General features: G+C 64.8%; 19 protein-coding genes. 13 read left to right on the top strand and 6 right to left on the bottom strand.

Annotation, left to right across the window (positions count from 1 at the left end; all coding sequences use genetic code 11):
* Positions 1-73: 73 nt before the first annotated feature.
* From IAQ70_RS08790 to dnaE, 6 genes are all read left to right on the top strand, one after another.
* Positions 74-604: a cell division protein SepF gene (locus tag IAQ70_RS08790; RefSeq protein ID WP_190988925.1), complete on the top strand. Its 531-nt coding sequence runs from the start codon at positions 74-76 to the stop codon at positions 602-604.
* A gap of 121 nt (positions 605-725) precedes the next feature.
* Positions 726-1,013, top strand: a complete 288-nt coding sequence (locus IAQ70_RS08785) for a YggT family protein (RefSeq protein WP_190988924.1) — start codon at positions 726-728, stop codon at positions 1,011-1,013.
* Between the two features lie 178 nt (positions 1,014-1,191).
* Positions 1,192-1,887, top strand: a complete 696-nt coding sequence (locus IAQ70_RS08780; RefSeq protein WP_190988923.1) for a DivIVA domain-containing protein — start codon at positions 1,192-1,194, stop codon at positions 1,885-1,887.
* Positions 1,888-1,978: 91 nt separating this feature from the next.
* On the top strand, positions 1,979-2,551 hold the full coding sequence (gene lspA, locus IAQ70_RS08775; protein ID WP_190988922.1) for a signal peptidase II: 573 nt from the start codon (positions 1,979-1,981) through the stop codon (positions 2,549-2,551).
* Positions 2,544-3,470, top strand: coding sequence for an RluA family pseudouridine synthase (locus IAQ70_RS08770; protein WP_190988921.1), 927 nt, complete (start codon positions 2,544-2,546; stop codon positions 3,468-3,470). Before lspA ends, IAQ70_RS08770 begins: the two co-directional genes overlap by 8 nt.
* A gap of 50 nt (positions 3,471-3,520) precedes the next feature.
* Positions 3,521-7,078, top strand: coding sequence for a DNA polymerase III subunit alpha (gene dnaE / locus IAQ70_RS08765; RefSeq protein WP_190988920.1), 3,558 nt, complete (start codon positions 3,521-3,523; stop codon positions 7,076-7,078).
* Positions 7,079-7,082: 4 nt separating this feature from the next.
* On the opposite strand, the gene IAQ70_RS08760 is transcribed toward dnaE, so the two are convergent.
* On the bottom strand, positions 7,083-7,580 hold the full coding sequence (locus tag IAQ70_RS08760; protein WP_190988919.1) for a flavin reductase family protein: 498 nt from the start codon (positions 7,578-7,580) through the stop codon (positions 7,083-7,085).
* 131 nt (positions 7,581-7,711) lie between these two features.
* On the opposite strand from IAQ70_RS08760, the gene IAQ70_RS08755 reads away from it, so the two are divergent.
* From IAQ70_RS08755 to nrdR, 3 genes are all read left to right on the top strand, one after another.
* Complete coding sequence (locus IAQ70_RS08755; protein WP_190988918.1) at positions 7,712-8,245, top strand: hypothetical protein; 534 nt, start codon at positions 7,712-7,714, stop codon at positions 8,243-8,245.
* Between the two features lie 9 nt (positions 8,246-8,254).
* On the top strand, positions 8,255-9,631 hold the full coding sequence (hisD, locus tag IAQ70_RS08750) for a histidinol dehydrogenase (RefSeq protein ID WP_190988917.1): 1,377 nt from the start codon (positions 8,255-8,257) through the stop codon (positions 9,629-9,631).
* Between the two features lie 125 nt (positions 9,632-9,756).
* The gene (gene nrdR, locus IAQ70_RS08745) at positions 9,757-10,263 is read left to right on the top strand and encodes a transcriptional regulator NrdR (protein WP_190988916.1); all 507 of its coding nucleotides are present in this window, start codon (positions 9,757-9,759) and stop codon (positions 10,261-10,263) included.
* A 29-nt stretch (positions 10,264-10,292) separates the two neighbouring features.
* Here the strand turns inward: nrdR and IAQ70_RS08740 are convergent, their stop codons facing one another.
* The 4 genes from IAQ70_RS08740 to map form a co-directional block, all read right to left on the bottom strand.
* Entirely contained in the window at positions 10,293-11,276 is a 984-nt protein-coding gene (locus IAQ70_RS08740) for a patatin-like phospholipase family protein (protein ID WP_190988915.1), read from the bottom strand.
* Positions 11,277-11,494: 218 nt separating this feature from the next.
* Positions 11,495-12,268 carry an SDR family oxidoreductase gene (locus IAQ70_RS08735; protein ID WP_317983613.1) on the bottom strand — a complete coding sequence of 258 codons (774 nt, stop codon included), beginning with the start codon at positions 12,266-12,268 and terminating at the stop codon, positions 11,495-11,497.
* 2 nt (positions 12,269-12,270) lie between these two features.
* Positions 12,271-13,074, bottom strand: coding sequence for a polyphosphate--glucose phosphotransferase (gene ppgK, locus IAQ70_RS08730; RefSeq protein ID WP_190988914.1), 804 nt, complete (start codon positions 13,072-13,074; stop codon positions 12,271-12,273).
* A 52-nt stretch (positions 13,075-13,126) separates the two neighbouring features.
* Positions 13,127-14,005, bottom strand: coding sequence for a type I methionyl aminopeptidase (gene map, locus IAQ70_RS08725; protein WP_190988913.1), 879 nt, complete (start codon positions 14,003-14,005; stop codon positions 13,127-13,129).
* A gap of 120 nt (positions 14,006-14,125) precedes the next feature.
* Here map and IAQ70_RS08720 point away from each other — a divergent pair, with 120 nt between their 5' ends.
* Both IAQ70_RS08720 and IAQ70_RS08715 read left to right on the top strand, forming a co-directional pair.
* Positions 14,126-14,290 (top strand): SPOR domain-containing protein, encoded by a 165-nt coding sequence (locus IAQ70_RS08720; RefSeq protein ID WP_190988912.1) that lies wholly within the window; start codon positions 14,126-14,128, stop codon positions 14,288-14,290.
* A gap of 23 nt (positions 14,291-14,313) precedes the next feature.
* Positions 14,314-14,904: a YceI family protein gene (locus IAQ70_RS08715; RefSeq protein ID WP_190988911.1), complete on the top strand. Its 591-nt coding sequence runs from the start codon at positions 14,314-14,316 to the stop codon at positions 14,902-14,904.
* Positions 14,905-14,926: 22 nt separating this feature from the next.
* On the opposite strand, the gene panB is transcribed toward IAQ70_RS08715, so the two are convergent.
* Positions 14,927-15,832 (bottom strand): 3-methyl-2-oxobutanoate hydroxymethyltransferase, encoded by a 906-nt coding sequence (panB, locus tag IAQ70_RS08710; RefSeq protein WP_190988910.1) that lies wholly within the window; start codon positions 15,830-15,832, stop codon positions 14,927-14,929.
* Between the two features lie 264 nt (positions 15,833-16,096).
* On the opposite strand from panB, the gene glnA reads away from it, so the two are divergent.
* Together glnA and IAQ70_RS08700 are read left to right on the top strand one after the other, a co-directional pair.
* Positions 16,097-17,437, top strand: a complete 1,341-nt coding sequence (gene glnA / locus IAQ70_RS08705) for a type I glutamate--ammonia ligase (protein ID WP_190988909.1) — start codon at positions 16,097-16,099, stop codon at positions 17,435-17,437.
* Positions 17,438-17,446: 9 nt separating this feature from the next.
* Complete coding sequence (locus IAQ70_RS08700; RefSeq protein ID WP_190988908.1) at positions 17,447-20,458, top strand: bifunctional [glutamine synthetase] adenylyltransferase/[glutamine synthetase]-adenylyl-L-tyrosine phosphorylase; 3,012 nt, start codon at positions 17,447-17,449, stop codon at positions 20,456-20,458.
* Positions 20,459-20,531: the final 73 nt, after the last annotated feature.

The following is a 20,531-nucleotide window of genomic DNA, read 5'->3' as shown; positions in this document are numbered from 1 at the left end:
AGTGAGTGGCGGGGGATTCCAGTGCTGTCAAGTTATTGGGCGGCCCGCCTACGGACACGATTAGGAGTCGACCATGGCCGGCGCTCTGCGCAAGACAATGATCTATCTTGGGCTCGCCGACGGCGATGAACACTACGAGTCCGAGCACACCACAACACGTAAGGACGAGGACGATTCAATGGAAGCTGACCGCGAGGAACGCCGGGCCCCTGCACCGGTCCGCGAAGTCAGCCGTGAATCGGTCCACGCCCCTGAAGAGGAATACCGCGCACCCGTGACCCCCATCAAGCGTGCGGCCTCGAGCCGCGAAGAAACGTCCGGACTTCGGCAGATCACCACGATCCACCCGCGGTCCTACAATGACGCCAAGCTCATCGGTGAGAGTTTCCGCGACGGCATTCCCGTCATCATGAACGTCACCGACATGGGCGAGGCTGATGCCAAGCGGCTCGTTGATTTCTCGGCAGGACTCGTGTTCGGCCTCCGTGGCAGCATCGAGAGGGTGACGAACAAGGTCTTCCTGCTCTCGCCGTCGTACATAGAGGTCATCGGCGATGACAAGAAGGTCAGCGAGACCCAGGCCAGCTTTTTCAACCAAAGCTAGCCACAAAGCTTAGAGCAGATGCCAGGCAGGGACACCTGTCTGGCATCTGTGCTGAAATAGACAAGAAACGTTGGCAGGACACTGCGGTATAAGGAATGGACATGGAGATATGAGTTAAGTCATGGGAATTGTTTTCGGACTTCTCTATATTGCCCTGCTGCTGTTCTTCGTAGCCCTGATCATCCGCCTGGTCTTTGACTGGGTGCAGATGTTTGCCAGGGAATGGCGCCCCCGCGGTGTGGCCCTCGTGGCCGCGCACACGGTGTATTCGGTGACTGACCCGCCACTCAAGGGGCTCCGGCGGGTCATCCCCCCGCTGAGGCTCGGCGGAGTGACCCTGGACCTCGGATTCCTGGTTCTCTTCATTGCGGTGAGTATCGCAATGGCGGTGACCAGGGGTTTCGCGTAATCTTCGACAAGACCTAGCAGTTCAGGGGTGGTTCCTGGAATGGAACACTTCCCTGTGAAGCGAAAAAAATCTCCGGTTTGACACCCAGTGTTGAATTAGAGGAACGAGACAGATTTTAGGTACCGTAGTTTTGACGGCCGGAAGGCCTACTGACTAACTAGACCAATGAGGTGACCAGATGGCTTTGACGCCAGAAGACGTTGTCAACAAGCGCTTTCAGCCGACCAAGTTCCGCGAAGGCTATGACCAGGACGAAGTTGACGACTTCCTGGACGAAATCGTTGTGGAACTCAGGCGCCTGAACCAGGAGAACGACGAGCTCCGGAAGAAGCTTGCCGAGTCCGGTTCCGCCGTGCCTGCCAGCTCCGCTGCAGCCGCACCCGTGGTTGAGAAGGTCCCCGCACCGGCCAAGCTGGACAAGGTTGAAGCTCCGGCGAAGGCCGAGGCCGAGACGAAGGCTCCCGACGCTGCGAAGAAGAAGGAAGCCGAGCCGGCAGCCGCCGTTGCAGCCGTTCCTGCTGCTGCCCCCGCGCCCGCCGCCGGAAGCAGCGTTTCCGCCGAGTCCGCCGCCGGCCTGCTCGCCATGGCCCAGCAGATGCACGACCGTCACGTGGCGGATGGCCAGTCCCAGAAGGACAAGATCATCGCCGAGGCCCAGATCGAGGCCAGCAGCCTGGTCAACGATGCCCAGGAGAAGTCCCGCAAGATCCTCGGCGCACTGGAGCAGCAGCGGTCCGTCCTGGAGCGCAAGGTCGAGCAGCTCCGTGGATTCGAACGCGATTACCGCTCACGCCTGAAGGCCTACATCGAAGGCCAGCTGCGCGACCTTGACGCCCGCGGTTCTGTCGCGGCGCCTGAGGTCGAAGCGAACTAGTCCGTCAAGCACGTATTCTGAAAGCCGGTGGCTGAGGATTCCTCGGCCGCCGGCTTTTGTGATTAACACCGGTTTTACAAATGAAAGCACCATGACTGACGACCTCGCCGCCGACGCTGCACCCCCCGCACCCTCATCATCCCGTCCAGGGAAAAGGCTTCTGCTCTCGCTTTTCGCGGGCTTCGCAGTCTTTGCGTATGCCTTTGACCAGCTGACCAAAATCTGGGTGACCACCACCATGGTGGAAGGGGAGCGTATACCCGTGCTGCCCCCGCTCCTGCACTGGTACTTCATCCGGAATTCCGGCGCCGCCTTTTCCATCGGCGAGAACGTGACGTGGGTGTTTTCCATCATCATGGCCGGGGTTTCCATTGCCATCCTGTTCCAGGTGCGCAAGCTCGGCTCGGCCTGGTGGGCCCTGGCATTGGGCCTGCTCCTCGGTGGTGCGCTGGGCAACCTGACGGACCGGCTGTTCCGGGAGCCGTCCTTTGCCATGGGGCACGTGGTGGACTTCATCCAGCTGCCCAACTTCGCGATTTTCAACATCGCCGATTCCGCCGTGGTCTCCGCGGTGTCCATCATTTGTATCCTGACGCTGCGGGGGATATCGCTGGATGGCTCCCGGCATGTCGCGCCGCCCAAGGAAAAGTCCGGCAATGCCTGAGCGCGTGGTGGTGGCCGACGAATTCGGCGGAAACCGGGCGGATGCCGGGCTCGCGGGGCTGATGGGGATTTCCCGGTCGCTGGCGGCGACCCTCATTGCCGAAGGCAACGTGCTCAGCCGCGGTAAGAAACTCGGAAAGTCCGCGCGCCTGGTGGCCGGGGACGTCCTGGAAGTGACGGTGCCTGAACGACGGGACCCGCTCGAAGTGGTGGAGGAAGTTGTGGAAGGCCTGAAAATCCTGCTCGACGACGACGATTTTGTTGTGGTGGACAAGCCCGTAGGGGTTGCCGCGCATCCTTCGCCCGGGTGGGTGGGGCCCACCGTAGTGGGCGGCCTCGCCGGAGCCGGTTACCGGATCTCCACCTCGGGGGCCCCCGAACGGGTGGGTATCGTCCACAGGCTCGACGTCGGCACGTCCGGCGTGATGGTCGTGGCCAAGACCGAGCGCGCCTATACCGCCCTGAAGCGTGCCTTCAAGGAACGCACCGTGGACAAGGTCTATCACGCGGTGGTCCAGGGGCTCCCGGATCCGCTGGAGGGCACCATTGACGCCCCGATCGGCCGCCACCCCGGACACGACTGGCGCTTCGCGGTGATCGAGGACGGCCGCCCGTCGATCACGCACTACGAGGTGCTCGAAGCGTTTGGCAAGGCAACCCTGGTGGAAGTGCACTTGGAAACGGGCCGCACCCACCAGATCCGGGTCCACTTTTCGGCCCTGCGCCACCCGTGCGCCGGCGACCTGACCTACGGCGCTGATCCCCGGCTCGCCGCGACACTGGGCCTGACACGGCAATGGCTGCATGCACGCCAGCTCGGTTTTGACCACCCCGTCACCGGCGAGCGTGTGACAGTCACCAGCGAATACCCGCAGGACCTGGCCTACGCTTTGGAGGTCTTGGAGTCGGGCCAGGCCTAGGCGCTGGGTCGCTGCGGCAGGGACGGCCGGCCAGCGCTTAGAATGGTCCGGTGACTTCCAGCAATGCCTCGTTCGTTCATCTCCACAACCACACCGAGTACTCCATGTTGGACGGCGCCGCCCGTCTGGGAGAGCTTTTCAATGAGACAGAACGCCTCGGCATGCCAGCCCTCGCCACCACCGACCACGGCTACCTGTTCGGCGCCTTCGACTTCTGGAAGCGTGCCACCGACCAGGGCATCAAACCGATTATCGGCGTCGAAGCCTATGTGACCCCCGGTACTGCGCGGACGGATAAGAGCCGTGTCCGCTGGGGTGAGGAACACCAGCGCAAGGACGACATCTCCGGCGGTGGCTCCTATACCCACATGACGCTGCTGAGCTACAACAACGCCGGCATGCGGAACCTTTTCCGGGCCTCCTCCATCGCCTCCCTGGATGCTGTCTTCGGTAAATGGCCGCGCTTGGACCGCGAACTGCTGAACACCTACTCCGAAGGCCTGATCGCCACCACCGGCTGCCCGTCGGGCGAAGTCCAGACCCGGCTCCGGCTTGGCCAGTACCGCGAGGCCCTGGAAGCGGCGTCGGAATTTCGCGACATTTTCGGCGCGGAGAACTACTTCTGCGAGCTGATGGACCACGGGCTGGACATCGAACGCCGGGTCACGGGGGACCTGCTGCGGCTGGCCAAGGATCTGAACCTGCCCCTGGTGGCCACCAACGACCTGCACTACACGCACGAACATGATGCCAAGGCCCATGAGGCCCTGCTCGCCATCCAGTCGGGTTCCACGCTGCTGGAGCCTACGTACGACAATGGTGGTTCGCGTTTTGCGTTCTCCGGCAGCGGCTACTACCTCAAGTCTCCGCAGGAGATGCGCGAGCTGTTCCGGGACCACCCGGACGCGTGCGACAACACGCTGCTGATCGCCGAGCGCTGCGAAGTCTCGTTCAACACCGGCGCCAACTACATGCCGCGGTTCCCCTGCCCGCCGGGCGAGGACGAGACATCCTGGCTGGTCAAGGAAGTGGCAGCCGGGCTGGAATTCCGGTACCCGGGCGGCGTCCCGGACAAGGTCCGCACGCAGGCTGATTACGAGCTCGAAGTGATCACCTCGATGGGATTCCCCGGCTACTTCCTGGTGGTGGCCGACTTTATCAACTGGGCCAAGAACAACGGCATCCGCGTCGGTCCGGGCCGCGGTTCGGGCGCGGGTTCCATGGTTGCCTACGCCATGCGGATCACCGACCTTGATCCGCTGCACCATGGCCTGATCTTCGAGCGCTTCCTTAACCCGGACCGCGTTTCGATGCCTGACTTCGACGTCGACTTCGATGATCGCCGCCGGTCCGAGGTGATCGACTACGTCACCCGCAAGTACGGTGACGAACGCGTGGCCATGATCGTCACGTACGGGACCATCAAAACCAAGCAGGCGCTCAAGGACTCCTCCCGCGTGCTGGGCTACCCGTTCAGCATGGGCGAGCAACTAACCAAGGCCCTGCCGCCTGCCGTGATGGCTAAAGACATCCCGCTGGCCGACATCCAGAACAAGGACTCCAAGCGGTACAGCGAGGCGGGGGACTTCCGCCAGCTGATCAGCACCGACCCCGAAGCCGCCAAGGTCTTCGAGACGGCGCTCGGCATCGAGGGACTGAAGCGCCAGTGGGGAGTCCACGCCGCGGGCGTCATCATGTCCTCGGACCCCATCATCGACGTCATTCCCATCATGCGCCGCATCCAGGACGGCCAGGTGATCACGCAGTTCGATTACCCCACCTGCGAAGGCCTGGGGCTGATCAAGATGGACTTCCTGGGTCTGCGAAACCTGACGATCATTTCCGACGCCCTGGAGAACATCAAGCTCAACCGCGGCCACGACCTGGACCTGGACAGCCTGGCCCTGGACGACGTCGCCTCCTACGAACTGATGGCCCGCGGCGACACCCTGGGCGTGTTCCAGCTCGACGGCGGCCCTATGCGTGGGCTCCTGAAGCTGATGAAGCCTGACAACTTCGAAGACATTTCCGCCGTCCTGGCGCTCTACCGGCCGGGTCCGATGGGTGCCAACGCGCACACCGACTATGCCCTGCGAAAGAACGGGATCCAGGAAGTCATTCCGATCCATCCCGAACTCAAGGAACCCCTCGCGGAAATTCTTGGCGGAACTTACGGCCTGATCGTGTACCAGGAGCAGGTTATGGCCGTGGCGCAGAAACTCGCCGGGTATTCCCTGGGCCAGGCAGACATCCTCCGGCGTGCCATGGGCAAGAAGAAGAAGTCCGAGCTGGACAAGCAGTTCGCCGGTTTCTCCCAGGGCATGCAGGACAACGGCTATTCCATGGCGGCCGTCAAGACCCTCTGGGACATTTTGCTCCCGTTCTCGGACTACGCCTTCAACAAGGCGCACTCGGCCGCGTACGGCGTGATTTCGTACTGGACCGCCTACCTGAAAGCGCATTACGCGCCCGAGTACATGGCCGCCCTGCTGACCTCGGTGGGCGACGACAAGGACAAATCGGCGATCTACCTCAATGAGTGCCGGCGCATGGGAATCACCGTGCTGCCGCCGGACGTCAACGAGTCAGCGCTGAACTTCACTCCGGTGGGCAATGACATCCGCTTCGGCATGGGGGCTATCCGCAACGTGGGTGTCAACGCCGTCGAAGCCATGGTGGCCGCCCGCGAAAAGGAAGGGGCGTACACGTCCTTCAAGGATTACCTGGTCAAGGTCCCCGCCGTGGTGTGCAACAAGCGCACCATTGAATCCCTGATCAAGGCCGGCGCGTTCGACTCCCTCAACCACCATCGCCGCGCGCTGGCGATGATCCATGAGGAGGCCATCGATTCGGTCATTACCCTCAAGCGCAACGAGGCCATCGGCCAGTTCGACCTCTTCGCCGGCTTCGAGGAAGCCGAGTCCGAGGCGTCACTGAGCATAGAGATTCCCGACCTGCCGGAGTGGGAGAAGAAGGACAAGCTTTCCTTCGAACGGGACATGCTGGGCCTGTATGTCTCAGACCACCCGCTGCAGGGCCTTGAAGGACTCCTCAGCCAGCACGCTGACCAGAGCATCACCTCGGTCATCGCCGACGACGGCCCGCATGACGGCTCGATCATCACCATCTCGGGCATGATCACCTCGCTCAGCCGAAGGATTGCCAAGGCGAGCGGCAACGCCTACGCACGTGCTGAGATCGAAGACCTTGGCGGCTCCATCGAGGTCATGTTCTTCGGCCAGGTCTACGGACCCATCGCATCGGTGCTCGCCGAGGACCTGGTGGTAGTGGTGAAAGGCCGCCTGCAGCGGCGCGATGACGGCGCCGTGGCACTGAACTGCATGGAACTCAGCGTCCCGGACCTTAGCGAGGGAACAAACGGTCCGGTGCAGATTTCGATGCCCACCCACAAGGCCACCGAGGCCGTGGTCACCGAACTCGGGGATGTCCTGCGGAACCATCGCGGGAACTCGGAAGTCCGGCTGCACCTGCAGGGGGACACCCGGACCGAAGTCATGGCCCTCCCGGTCCACCTCAGGGTCAATCCAAGCCCGTCGCTGTTCGGGGACCTGAAAGTCCTCCTCGGGCCGACCTGCCTGGATAACTAGGCGGCTAGATTTCGTAATCCAGGGGGACCGGCTGGCCATAACTGCCTGCGTGGTACAGGAGCGGCGAGCCGTCCTCGCCCACGGCACCCTCCACCACTTCGACGACGACCACGGCGTTGTTCTCGAACGAGAGCCGCATCTGGATCTTGCCGATCAGCCAGCCTGCGACGTCCTTGAGGATCGGGACATCATGGGGTCCCAGTTCCCAGTGATCGCCGCCGAAACGGTCCTTGGTCCGCGCGAAGCGGTCGGCCAGTGCCTGGTTTTCCAGGCCCAGCATATGGACGCCGAGATGGGTGGCGTTGGCCACGGCCGGCCAGGAGCTTGAGCTGCGGGCCATGTTGAAGGTGAACCGCGGCGGCTGGGCTGAGAGGGATGCCACGGACGTGGCCGTAAAGCCGTACGGCTCACCCTGGTAGTTCACCGTGATGATCGCGACGCCGGCAGCGTGGCGCCGGAACATTTCCTTGAACGTGCCCTCAAACGGCGCTGCATCTGACATCGTAAAACTGCTCCCTCAACATGCTCATATGAATTCTCCCTTAAGCGTATTGCTCCGGCCGTGCACAGCGGAATCGGCTGACCACCCACGTCATGCGGCAATGCACAGCCACATTTGTTAAGGTTTGTTTCATGGAAAAACACATCAGCCACCCTTCTGCCCGGCTGCCATGGACATGGTTTGGTGCTGCCGCGGCGGGCGGTGTTCCGGTGGGGCTGCTGTGGTGGCTGCTCGCACCCGGTGGACTGAACCTGATCACGCGCACTCCTGCGTTGGGTGACGGGACCAATCCGGAAGTGTGGTTGCCGCGTGACCTCACGCTCGGCGGTCTCTTGGTCTTCGCCGGCTGCCTCGTAGCCGTATTCCTGACCGACAAGGGCGGCCGTGCTGCGCAGCCGGCCTTTCTCCTGAGCCTGGCAGGCGGCCTCGTGGGCGCCATCCTTGCCTGGCAAACAGGGGTGTTGTCGGGGCGGTTGTGGGGCCCGGCAGTGGATCCGACGTTCGTTGCCAGTGTGGCGTTCTCCCTCCGCTCGTTGTCCGTACTACTGTTGTGGCCGGCCGCAACAGCAGTGTCAGTGTTTGCCCTGAGCCTGCTCAACCTGCTCCGGAAGGGGCCCGACGCCGGGAGCGCACCCGTCGCCGAAGGCACCTCGCCCGGCGCGTAAAATGAACCGGTGACCATTTCTCCTGAATTTCCAGCAACCCTGCCAGCCGCAACCGTCAACTTCCGGACAGTCGACCTGCGGGGACGGGGACTGACATTGGCCGGCCTGCGCGCCGCCGTGCCCCGCGCTAGGCAGAACACCGTGGCGGACGCTGAAGAAAAGGTCCTTCACATCATCGATGCGGTCCGCCAGCAGGGGTTCGCCGCCCTCAGCGACCTTGCCCGGCGGTTCGACGGAGTTGACCAGGTGCACCCCCGCGTTCCGGCCGACTCGCTGGCGAAGGCCCTGGCCGAACTGGACCCGGCCGTCCGCAGCGCGCTGGAAGAATCCATCAGCCGTGCGCGGCAGTTCGCGGACGGGCAGCGGCCGCGCAACGTCGACGTCGAACTCGGCGACGGCGCTCTGGTGAGCCAGAACTGGGTGCCGGTCTCGCGTGTGGGGCTCTACGTTCCCGGCGGTTTGGCGGTCTACCCGTCCTCGGTCATCATGAACGTTGTCCCGGCGCTGGCCGCCGGAGTGGAATCCATCGCCCTTGCATCCCCGCCGCAGAAAGACTTCGGGGGACTCCCGCACCCCACCATTCTTGCTGCGGCCGCCCTGCTCGGCATCAGCGAGGTGTACGCCATCGGCGGGGCGCAGGCGATCGCGGCGTTCGCGTACGGGGTGGAGGCCTCTGACGCGGGACCGGCCCTGGAGCCCGTTGATGTGGTCACCGGTCCCGGCAACATCTTTGTGGCCACTGCGAAGCGGCTTGTCAAAGGCGTAGTGGGCATCGACTCCGAGGCCGGTACCACCGAGATCGCCATTCTGGCCGATTCCTCGGCGCAGCCGGACCTTGTAGCTGCCGACCTCATCAGCCAGGCCGAACACGACCCCAAGGCCGCTTCGGTTCTCATCACCGACTCGGAGGATCTTGCGGCCGCCGTCCGCAGTGAACTGGACCGGCAGGCGGCCGCCACCAAGCACTCAGCCAGGGTGTGCGAGGCACTGTCCGGGCCCCAGTCCGGCGTCGTCCTCGTGGAGGACCTCGATCAGGGCGTTGCAGCCTGCGATGCGTATGCTGCCGAGCACCTGGAAATCATGACCGCCGACGCCTCCGCGGTTGCCGCCAGAATCCGGAATGCGGGCGCCATATTCGTGGGGGACTACAGTCCCGTCAGCCTGGGGGACTACTGTGCCGGCTCCAACCACGTGTTGCCCACCAGCGGTACGGCGGCGTTCTCCTCCGGCCTGAACGTGACCACTTTCCTCCGCGCCATCCAGGTGGTCAACTACAGCCGGGCCGCGCTGCAGGAAGTCAGCGGCCACATCGTCAGCCTTTCCGGTGCCGAGGACCTGCCGGCGCACGGCCAGGCGGTCACGGCACGTTTCGCCGGGACTGCCTGAGTCCGCGGAACGGGCCCGCTTGCACTACATGTAGTTGGGACCACCACTACATGTAGTGCAAGCGGGCTCCTTCATGACGTAAGATCACTCGTAGACCGCTAGCTGACGATGGAGGAGGGGACACCATGTACTGTCCGTTCTGCCGCAATCCGGACTCCCGCGTTGTGGACAGCCGCATGACAGACGACGGTTCGGCCATCAGGCGCCGCCGTCAGTGCCCCGAGTGTGGCCGCAGGTTCACGACGGTGGAAACCACCAGCCTTTCGGTCATCAAGCGTTCCGGTGTCGGTGAACCCTTCAGCCGCAGTAAAGTCATCAACGGTGTCCGCAAAGCGTGCCAGGGCCGCCCGGTCAGCGAGGATGACCTCGCGCTCCTTGCCCAAGAGGTGGAGGAACAGATCCGCGCCTCGGGGGCTGCGGAGATCGAAGCGCACGAAGTGGGTCTTGTGATCCTGGGCCCGCTGCAGAAGCTTGACCAGGTTGCATACCTGCGCTTCGCCAGCGTGTACCAGGCGTTCGAATCCTTGGAGGACTTCGAGACGGCCATTGCCTTGCTCCGCCATGAGTCGGTGGAAGAAACCGCCGGGCCGGCAGCGAAGAGCACCAGGAGCTCGGAGAAGAGCCCGCTGTAGGCAGTGGTGCCGGTGGCCGGGAAGCCCGGCTACCGCCAGAATTCGGTGAGCCGCCCGGCAAGGGCCCTGCCTTGGTCATAACCCGTCCGGGCAGCGGACGGACGCAGCGACAGATCCATCGCATTGGCGCCGAACATGTGCTCGGAGCCGTTGTCCGGGAAGATCGTTTCGACCCGGCTGCCGCCTGCGCGTAGCTCGTCGACCTGTGCTGCAAGCTGCATGCCCCACTCCAACGGCGTCCGTGTTCTGCCACCGAAGGGCGACAGCACCAGTACCCGCCCGTATCCGGCGGCCAGGTCGGCATTCTCGTTGCGTCGGTAGCCGCCGTCGATATATTGGTTGTCCCCGATCCTGTATGCGAAGCCACTGGCACAGCTGGCGGCAACGGCGTCCACCAGGTCGACTCCGCTCCGGCGGTCGAATACGACCGGTTCACCGGTAGGGGCATCCACCGCCGTGATGAGTACCGTTCGTTGCGGCCAGCGCTGACTGGGCAGCCGGGCGGCAACGGTCGCGCGCCACCGCATTTGCCCGGAACCCTCCGATGCCGCAGCCATGTCGAGCGCCGCCGCGCCCACTCTGCGGCGCATGTCGGCCGCATCCTCAGCGGCGGCGATGATCCTGCCCGTTCGCTGCAGGTGGTCCGCCGTCGGCCCGATCGGAACGCGGCCGCCCCGGGGACCGGTGCGTTGCTGCGGCGCGGCGGCAAGGATGGCGGCAAGCAGTTCCGCCGGGGTCGCGCCGGCCAGCTGGGCCGCGGCCGTGGAGCCGGCCGATGTGCCGATGACCAGATCGGCCTCGGTCACATCCAGCCCGGCATCGGACAGGCCGGCGATGACGCCGATCAGCCACGCGTTGCCTGTCGATCCACCGCCGCCGAGGACCAGCGCCCGCCCGCCCGCCACGTGCCCGCGCTGCGGGGCGTCGGCCTGCGGCTGATCCTGACCGGACCACTGCCGGTGGGAGGCCGTTGTTGGGGGGAATCGGAAAGCTGATGAAGGTGTTGTGTTCATGGGAGCCGTCTTTCGCGAATTGCCTGGCGGGCGCTCCCGGCTGCGACTAGTTCAGCCGCGCGATCCCGGACTGCCGGGGAGCGCCCATTGCGGATACTGCGTACATGGGTCTCACCTCCTGCCGATGGATCACGATTACGGGAATGATCGCACACCAGCGATGCGGTGCGCAACGGGCATCAAGCCGGCCGCTGCGCCGTCATCTGTGGTGGGCGCCTTTAGCCGCCGCCGGAGACGGGCAGCACCGCGCCGGTGATGTAACTGGCCTCCGCGGACATCAGCCACATCACCGCTGCCGCAACCTCATGCGGCTCCGCGCCCCGTCCCATGGGAATGGCCGAGTTGAGTCGCTCCATCCGGTCCGGCATTCCGGCTGCGGCGTGCAGTCCCGTGTTGGTACTGCCGGGCGCCACGCAGTTGACCCGGATCCCCTGTTCCGCGACCTCAGCCGCCAAACCCACCGTGAGGACATCCACGGCGCCCTTGGACGCGGCGTAGTGTGCCCACGTGCCGGGCGAACCTGCCTTCGTGGCAGTGGAGGAGATGTTGATGATGGAGCCGCCCGTGCCGCCGCTGTTCCGCCCAAGCCTGCGGACAGCGGCCTGGCACACGTAGATCAGGCCGGACACGTTGACGTCGATGACCCGCCGCACCGTCTCCGCGGGAACGTCGGCGAGTTTGCCAATCAGGTTCCCGGTGATGCCCGCATTGTTCACCACCGCTGCCAGATGGCCCAGGCCGTCAGCCGCCGCGAACAGGGCTTCCACGGCAGCCGGGTCGCTCACGTCCGCTAGGACGCCAACGGCTTTTCCGCCCGCACCGGTGATGTCCTGCACCACCGAACGGGCGCCGGCGGCGTCGGCGGAATAGTTGACGACCACGGCGTAGCCCTCGCCGGCAGCGCGGCGGGCGATGGCCGCCCCGATGCCCCTGCTGGCACCGGTAACGATCATCACCGGCACCCGGGGCCGCGGGGCAGCCAAGTCAGTCAACGCTACTTGGTGAGCTTGTGCTTCACAGCGATTTCGACGGCGGCGCCCACGATTCCCGCCTCGTTCTTCAGCTCAGCGGGGACTATGGGGGTGCGGAGCTTCAGGTTGGGCAAGTATTCGTCCGCGCGCTTGGAGATGCCGCCGCCCACAATGAACAGCTCCGGGGAGAAAAGAAACTCGACGTGCGAGAAATAGCGCTGCAGCAGCACGCTGTACTGGTCCCAGGTCAGGCCGTCCCGCTCGCGGGCCACGGCGGACGCTTTGGTCTCAGCGTCGAAGCCGTCAATCTCCAGGTGGCCCAGCTCGGCGTTCGGTACCAGGTTGCCGTTGAAGATAAAGGCCGACCCGATTCCGGTGCCCAGGGTGATGACCAGGACCGTGCCGTCAATCCCGGCGCCTGCGCCGTACCGCGCCTCAGCCAGCCCGGCGGCGTCGGCGTCGTTGATGACCTCTACCGGGCGGCCCAGACGCGCCGTGAGCAGGGCGTCGATGTCCGTGTTGAGCCAGCTCTTGTCCACATTCGCCGCGGAATGCACCACACCGTGCTGGATGATGCCGGGGAACGTGACGCCCACCGGCGAATCGGCGGCCGGAGCCTCGGGGCGGCCGGAAAGCTCGGCCACGACCTGTGCCACCACTTCGGCTACGGCCTCAGGGGTGGCCGGCTGGGGAGTGGGAACACGGAACCGTTCACCCAGGACCTTGCCCTTCTTCAGGTCGACAATGCCGCCCTTGATCCCGGTACCGCCGATGTCGATGCCGATCAGCGGGGCTTTTTTGTGCGACTTCTCGTCCTTGTTGGCCAATGTTGTTCCGTTCGTGGCAGGGCGGGCAGGCCGGGCGGCTGACCGGGGATAATTAGGGGAGCGTGAGGATTTCGGCGCCGGAGTCAGTCACCAGCAGGGTGTGTTCAAACTGGGCGGTCCGTTTGTGGTCGCGGGTGACAACTGTCCAGTCGTCCTCCCACATGTCCCATTCGATGGTGCCCAGGGTCAGCATGGGTTCGATGGTGAAGACCATTCCAGGCTCGATCACGGTGCTGTAGGCAGGGGCGGCATCGTAGTGGGGGATGATCAGGCCGGTGTGGAACGCTTCACCCACGCCGTGACCGGTGAAGTCGCGCACCACGCCGTAGCCAAAGCGCTTGGCGTAGGACTGGATGGCACGGCCGATCACGTTGATTTCCCGGCCCGGGGCCACGGCTTTGATGGCCCGGTTGAGCGACTCGTGGGTGCGCTCCACCAGGAGGCGTGATTCCTCGTCGACGTCCCCTACCAGGAAGGTGTAGTTGGTATCGCCGTGCACGCCGTTAATGAAGGCCGTGATGTCGATGTTGATGATGTCGCCGTCCTGGACCACTGTGCTGTCCGGGATGCCATGGCAGATGACCTCATTCAGCGATGAGCACAGGGACTTCGGAAATCCCCGGTAGCCCAGGGTGGACGGGTAGGCCTTGTGGTCCAACAGGAACTCGTGACCCACTCTGTCCAGCTGGTCCGTGGTGACTCCCGGCTGGATATGCTTCCCCACTTCCACAATGGCCCGGGCCGCGATCCTGCTGGCAATCCGGATCTTTTCAACGGTCTCGGCCGACTTGACCTCCGAGCCGGTGAACTTGGCCGGGCCGGGCTTGCCCACGTACTCCGGCCGCGGGATGGACGCCGGAACGGGGAGCTGCGGGCTGACGGTTCCCCTGGTCAGGGTTCCGGTAGGTGCAGTTGAGGCGAGGGAAGGCATACATTGATCATATAAGGCGCCGCAGAACGCCAAGTAATGGAAGCCCCAACCTGTCCGCATCTGCTGTTACGTTACGTGGATCACAGCGGGGCCTCCTGCAAGCCGGAACGAGGAGCATCGATGACTGAGTACTGGTACAACGTGAATACCCACGAAGTGGAAGAGGACGCGCTCTCTGACTGGAGCCAGCTGATTGGCCCGTACAAGACACGTGAAGAGGCGGAGCACGCGCTGGAGAAAGTCCGTGCCCGCAACGAATCCTGGGAAAAAGGCGACGAGGACTGAACCGTACCGCAAGGAGGCACGTCATGGCTGACATCAGGCCGGAATACGCAGGTCAGTGGCGTTTCGACCCGGCGCATACGCGTATCGGCTTTTCCACCCGCCACGCAATGGTCACCAAGGTCCGTGGAGCTTTCAATGATGTCGAGGGCACCATCACCGTCGACCCGGATGCCCCTGAACGCTCAGGTGTGCAGGTAAGCATCAAGGTCGCAAGCATCGATACCCGGAATGCGGACCGCGATCAGCACCTGCGGACCAACGACTTCTTTGACGCTCCCCGGTTCCCGGAGATCACGTTCGTGAGCGACCGTGTTGATCAGGTGGACGAAGGCCATTTCATTGTCAGCGGAGGCGTGACCATCCGGGGCATCACGCGGGAGGTGTCGATTCCGATCGACTTCATGGGCGTCGAGCGGGATCCAATGGGCAACCTGAGGGCCGGCTTCGAAGGTTCCCGTCGCATCAACCGCCAGGATTTCGGGCTTAAATGGAACACCACGCTGGACTCCGGCGGGGTCCTGGTGTCGGACAAAATCACCCTGGAGTTCGAGGTGTCCGCCATCAAGGTCGACGGCGTTGCCACAAAAGAGGGTGCCACCAACGCTGGGGAGTAAGACGCCGGCCTAGGCGGCTGCGCTAGAACGAGTGTTCAGGGCCCGGGAACTGTCCTGACCGGACTTCCTCGCCGTAGGCCTTCGCCGCGTCGCTGAGGGTGGTGCGGAGATCGGCGTACTGCTTCACGAACTTCGCCATCCGGCCGCCCCGGAGGCCGGCCATGTCCTGCCAGACCAGAACCTGGCCGGTGGTTGCGTTGCCGGCGCCTATCCCCACCGTCGGAACGTCAATTGCTGCGTCGACGGCAGCCGCGGTCTCCGCGGGCACCATTTCCATCAGGACACTGAACGCGCCCGCTTCAGCCAGCGCGACGGCGTCGTCGATCAGTCGCTGGGCGTCGTCGCCCCGGCCCTGGACGCGATACCCGCCCAGTGCGTGCTCACTTTGCGGGGTGAACCCGATGTGGGCCATGACCGGAACTCCCGCCTGCACCATGGCTTGGACCGTCTCCGCGTAGTACTTGCCGCCTTCGATTTTGACGGCGTGCGCCAGGCCTTCCTTGAGGAACCGGACGCCGGTTGCCACGGCCTGCTGGGCGGAGACCTCGTAACTGCCGAACGGCAGGTCTGCGACCACCAGGGCGCGTTTTGCCGACCGGGCCACGGCCCGGCAAAGCGGGAGGAGTTCATCCACGGTCACCGGCAGGCTGGTCTCGTTGCCAAAGACGTTGTTGGAGGCGGAGTCTCCCACCAGGAGGACGTCGATGCCGGCCTGGTCGAAGATCTCGGCACTGTACTGCTCATAGGCGGTCAGCATGGCGAACCTGGTGCCGTCACGCTTGGCCTGCTGCAGGTGGTGGAGCCGGACTCTGGATGATGGCTTCGCGGAAGCCCCCGACGACGGCGCCTGCGCCGGTGCGGGCCCGCTTCCGTAGGGTGCGGGTACTTCGGCGGACGCGCTTGAGTGGGAGCTATTGGTTGTGGCCATGGCAAGAGCGTAGTGCGGCACAGACGGTCCTAGCCACCCGCTTGCAGCCGCGCGCGCTGTGATACGCATCATAACCTCGGCGCCGGACGGGGCGATTGGGCCGCTGGTTTGCACGATCGCCCTGCGTTGCGATGTTAACCCTGTGTTACGTGCGGCGGCGGCTCCCGCATCGGGATGGATTGCTTAGTAAAGTGGTGATGAACTGCTGCCGGCTGCCGCTTCCGCGGAACCGGGGCATGAACGTTGACCGGAGAAGAGGCCCCCATGGACCGCCAGCAAGAGTTTGTCCTGCGCACAATCGAGGAGCGCGACATACGGTTCGTACGTCTGTGGTTCACCGACGTCGTAGGTTCGCTTAAGTCGGTGGCACTGGCGCCGGCCGAGGTTGAGGGTGCCTTCGAAGAGGGCCTCGGCTTCGACGGCTCATCCATCGAAGGCCTGGCCAGGGTCTTCGAATCGGACATGCTGGCACAGCCGGATCCGTCCACCTTCCAAATCCTGCCGTGGCGCGGTGAGACCGAACAGACGTCCCGTATGTTCTGCGACATCCTGACCCCGGACGGTGAACCGTCCTCCGCGGATCCGCGAAACGTCCTCAAGCGCACGCTGGCGAAGGCTGCAGACATGGGGTTCACGTGCTATACGCACCCCGAGATTGAGTTCTACCTCCTGAAGTCCCAGGAGCCTGGCCCCGACGGCTCACCCATTCCGGTGGATGAAGGAGGCTACTTCGACCACGTGCCCGGTGGCGTGGCCCAGGATTTCCGCCGGACCGCGGTGACCATGCTGGAATCCGTTGGCATTTCGGTGGAGTTCAGCCACCATGAAGCCGGGCCGGGCCAGAACGAGATCGATCTCCGCTACGCTGATGCCCTCCAGACAGCGGACAACATCATGACGTTCCGGACTGTCATCAAAGAGGTGGCCCTGCAGCAGGGCACCTATGCCACCTTCATGCCGAAGCCCTTCACCGAGCACCCGGGGTCCGGCATGCACACCCACTTCTCGCTGTTTGAAGGCGACGCGAACGCGTTCTACGAGGCCGGCGCAGAGTTCCAGCTCTCCAAGACGGCGCGCCAGTTTATCGCCGGCATTCTGAAGCACGCCCCGGAGTTCACGGCGGTGACCAACCAGTTCGTCAACTCGTACAAGCGTCTTTGGGGCGGCGGCGAAGCCCCAAGCTACCTGAGCTGGGGTCACAACAACCGTTCCGCGCTGGTCCGGGTGCCGCTGTACAAGCCGGGCAAGGGCCAGTCAGCCCGCATCGAATACCGCGGAATCGATTCCGCGGCCAATCCCTACCTCGCGTACGCGGTCCTGCTGGGCGCGGGCCTGAAGGGCATCGAGGAAGGTTACGAACTGCCGGCAGCGGCGGAGGATGACGTCTGGTCGTTGAGCTCGGCTGAACGGCGGGCCATGGGGCATGATCCGCTGCCCGCCAGCCTCCACGACGCGATTAGGAGCATGGAGGAATCGGAACTGATGCCGCAGATTCTGGGCGAACAGGTCTATGAACACTTCCTGCGCAACAAGCGGGCCGAGTGGCAGGACTACCGGCTCCAGGTGACGCCCTACGAACTGCAGCGCAACCTCGGCATCCTCTAGGCGGCAGCGGTGAGCCTCGCCCGCCGCCTCATCTCTGCCGGCTTCAGTGACCTGGAGAAGGGCGGGAGGTTCCTGGCTGCCCCCGAACTGGAAGGCCTGGACCCGGAGAGGGTCTTTGCGGGCCTGCAGATGGCCGCAAACCCCGACGTCGCGCTGCAGTCCCTGGTCCGCCTGATCGAGAAACACCCGGCCCTCCGGGAGCTGGCTGCTGCGGACCCGGAGACCAGCGAGCCGCTTTACCGCGTCCTGGGCGCCTCGGAGGCTTTGGGTGAATTCCTGATCCGGCATCCGGAACACCTGGTGGCCTTCGAGGTCACCGCCAGTCCGGAACCGCTGCAGGCAGACCCGGAGCAGCTCCGGGCAGCTCTTCTCTCATCCGTCCGGGCAGACTCAAGGTCGGCCAGGCCGCTGGCCGGGATAACCGGCTCCGACGCCTATGCCGCGTTACGAACGGCCTACCGCCGCGGGGTAGTGGACCTGGCAGTCAAGGACCTCTGCGCCGCGGACCCGCTGGACTTCATGCCCGCCGTCGGAGCCGAACTGGCCGACCTTGCAGGGGCCGCCATCGAGGCTGCCCTGGCGGTATCCCGGGCGGAGGCGGCAGAGAAGTTCAGCGCAGCGGAAGTGGCGGCCGTTGGCTTGACCGTCATCGGAATGGGCAAATGCGGGGCCCGCGAACTGAATTACATCTCCGACGTCGACGTTATCTATGTGATCGACGCCGGAGAGCTGGACGATGCCCGGGCCAGCACGATCGGTACGGCCCTGGCCGCCGGCATCTCCCGGGCGATTTCCTCGGTGGCGCGGGAGCCGGGCCTCTGGGAGGTGGACGCCAACCTGCGGCCGGAGGGCAAGTCCGGGCCGCTGGTGCGGACCCTCGCGTCCCACGAGAGCTACTACGCCCGCTGGGCCGAGAGCTGGGAGTTCCAGGCGCTGCTGAAGGCCCGCACCATCGCGGGGGACAGGGAACTTGGGGAACGCTACGAAAACGCGGTGGCGCCGCTCATCTGGAGTTCAGCCGGGCGGGAGGGCTTCGTCGAATCAGTGCAGGCGATGCGCCGCCGGGTTACCGAACACATTCCCGCAGCCGAGGAGCAGCGCCAGATCAAGCTCGGCCGGGGCGGTCTCCGGGACGTTGAGTTCACCGTCCAGCTGCTTCAGCTGGTGCACGGAAAATCCGATGAATCGCTTCGCCGCAGGGATACGACTTCGGCGATAGCGGCACTGTCTGCGGGGGGCTACATTGGCCGGTCCGACGCCGCGGCCTTCGACCAGGCCTACCGCTACCTCCGGCTCCTGGAGCACCGGATCCAGCTGTTCCAGCTCCGCCGTACGCACCTCATGCCAGTCAGTGAACCGGCCCTGCGCGCGCTGGCCAAGGCAGTGCTTGGGCCGTTCTCCACCGACCGTCCGCATTCGGACGCCCTGCTCGCACAGTGGCAGAAAACCAAGAGGTCCGTCCGCGAGCTGCATGAACGCATTTTCTACCGTCCGCTGCTTAACACGGCCGCCAAACTCAGCACCGAAGATGCGAGGCTGACGCCCGAGGCGGCCCAGGGCCGCCTCGCTGCCCTGGGTTACCTTGACCCCAAGGGAGCCATGCGGCACATCGAGGCGCTGACAGCCGGCGTCAGCCGACGCGCCGCCCTGCAACGCCAGCTGTTGCCCATCCTGCTGGACTGGCTCGCCGAAGGGGTTGATCCTGATGCGGGACTCCTCGCGTTTCGGCGGGTCAGCGAAGCGCTCGGAACCACACACTGGTATCTGGGTATGCTCCGTGACTCCACGGCCGCGGCCGAGCGGCTGTGCCACGTTCTCTCCAACTCCCGCCTGATCGCGGACTTATTGGAGGTCTCGCCGGAGTCGGTGGCCTGGCTGGGAACGAACAAGGACCTCGCACCGCTGGGTTTCGAAGCCCAATGGCAGGAAATTACCGCCAAGATGTCGCGCCATTCCGATCCGGAAAGCGCCATGCGGCTGATCCGCCTGATCCGGCGCCGGGAGATCCTGCGCATAGCGATCGCCGACTCTGCGGGACTGCTCAACCAGGAGGAGGTTGGCGCAGCCCTGGCGGACACGGACCGGGCAGCAGTGCTGGGTGCCCTGCGGGTAGCCGAAGGCATCGTGTCTGCGAAGGGCCCGCTCAAGACCGCCATGCTGATCGTTGCCATGGGACGGCAGGGCGGGCGCGAGATCGGGTACGGCTCCGATGCCGATGTGATGTACGTTCACCGGGCCCTGCCCGGCTTCACGGAGGAGGAAGCCCAGGAGCAGGCCGCCCGCATCGTCTCCAAGGTTTCCAGCCTCCTGACGCAGCCGCTGAAGCCTGCCATCATGGCCGAACGGGTCCTGCAGATGGATGCGGATCTTCGTCCCGAGGGGAAGAACGGCGCCATGGTGCGTTCCCTGGATTCCTTCGCCGAGTACTACCGCCGGTGGTCCCTGGTCTGGGAGGCTCAGGCCTTGCTGCGGGCGCGCCCGATGGCCGGGGACGATTCCCTGGCCAGTGATTTCGTGGCCCTCATCGATCCGATCAGATACCCGGAAAAGATTTCCGAGCACGACGTCCGCGAGGTGCGCAGGGTTAAGGCCCGGGTGGAGGCGGAGCGGCTGCCGCGCGGGGCGGATCCTGCACGCCACCTGAAACTGGGGCGCGGGGGACTGAGCGACGTCGAATGGCTGGTCCAGCTCCTGCAGCTCCAGCACGCAGGGAAGCACCCGGAGCTGCGGACGACGTCCACTGTGGAGGCCCTGGACGCTGCGGCGTCCCTGGGCCTGCTCTCCGTGGCTGATGCGAAACTCCTGGCGGATTCGTGGCGCCTGGCCAGCCGGATCCGTTCTGCCAACGTCATCTGGAGCGGCCGGGCCTCGGACCTGCTGCCGTCCTCACGGCGGGACCTTGAAGCCGTGGCGCGCTGGTGCGGCTACGAACCTGGCCACGCTGCCGCATTGGAGGAGGATTACCTGCGCCTGAGCCGGCGTGCCAGGGCGGTCTTCGAGAGGGTTTTCTACGGTCATTAGCGGCCGGACAAGTCCGCCCGGCGGGCGCGCCGGTGATGACAGCCGCGAAATGCGGGTAACCTCTAGGGGTCAG

It is taken from the genome of Pseudarthrobacter sulfonivorans (assembly GCF_014712225.1).
Taxonomy (GTDB): Bacteria; Actinomycetota; Actinomycetes; order Actinomycetales; family Micrococcaceae; genus Arthrobacter; species Arthrobacter sulfonivorans.
Note: the sequence above shows the minus strand (reverse complement) of the source record. Positions and strands in the feature narration are given on the sequence as shown.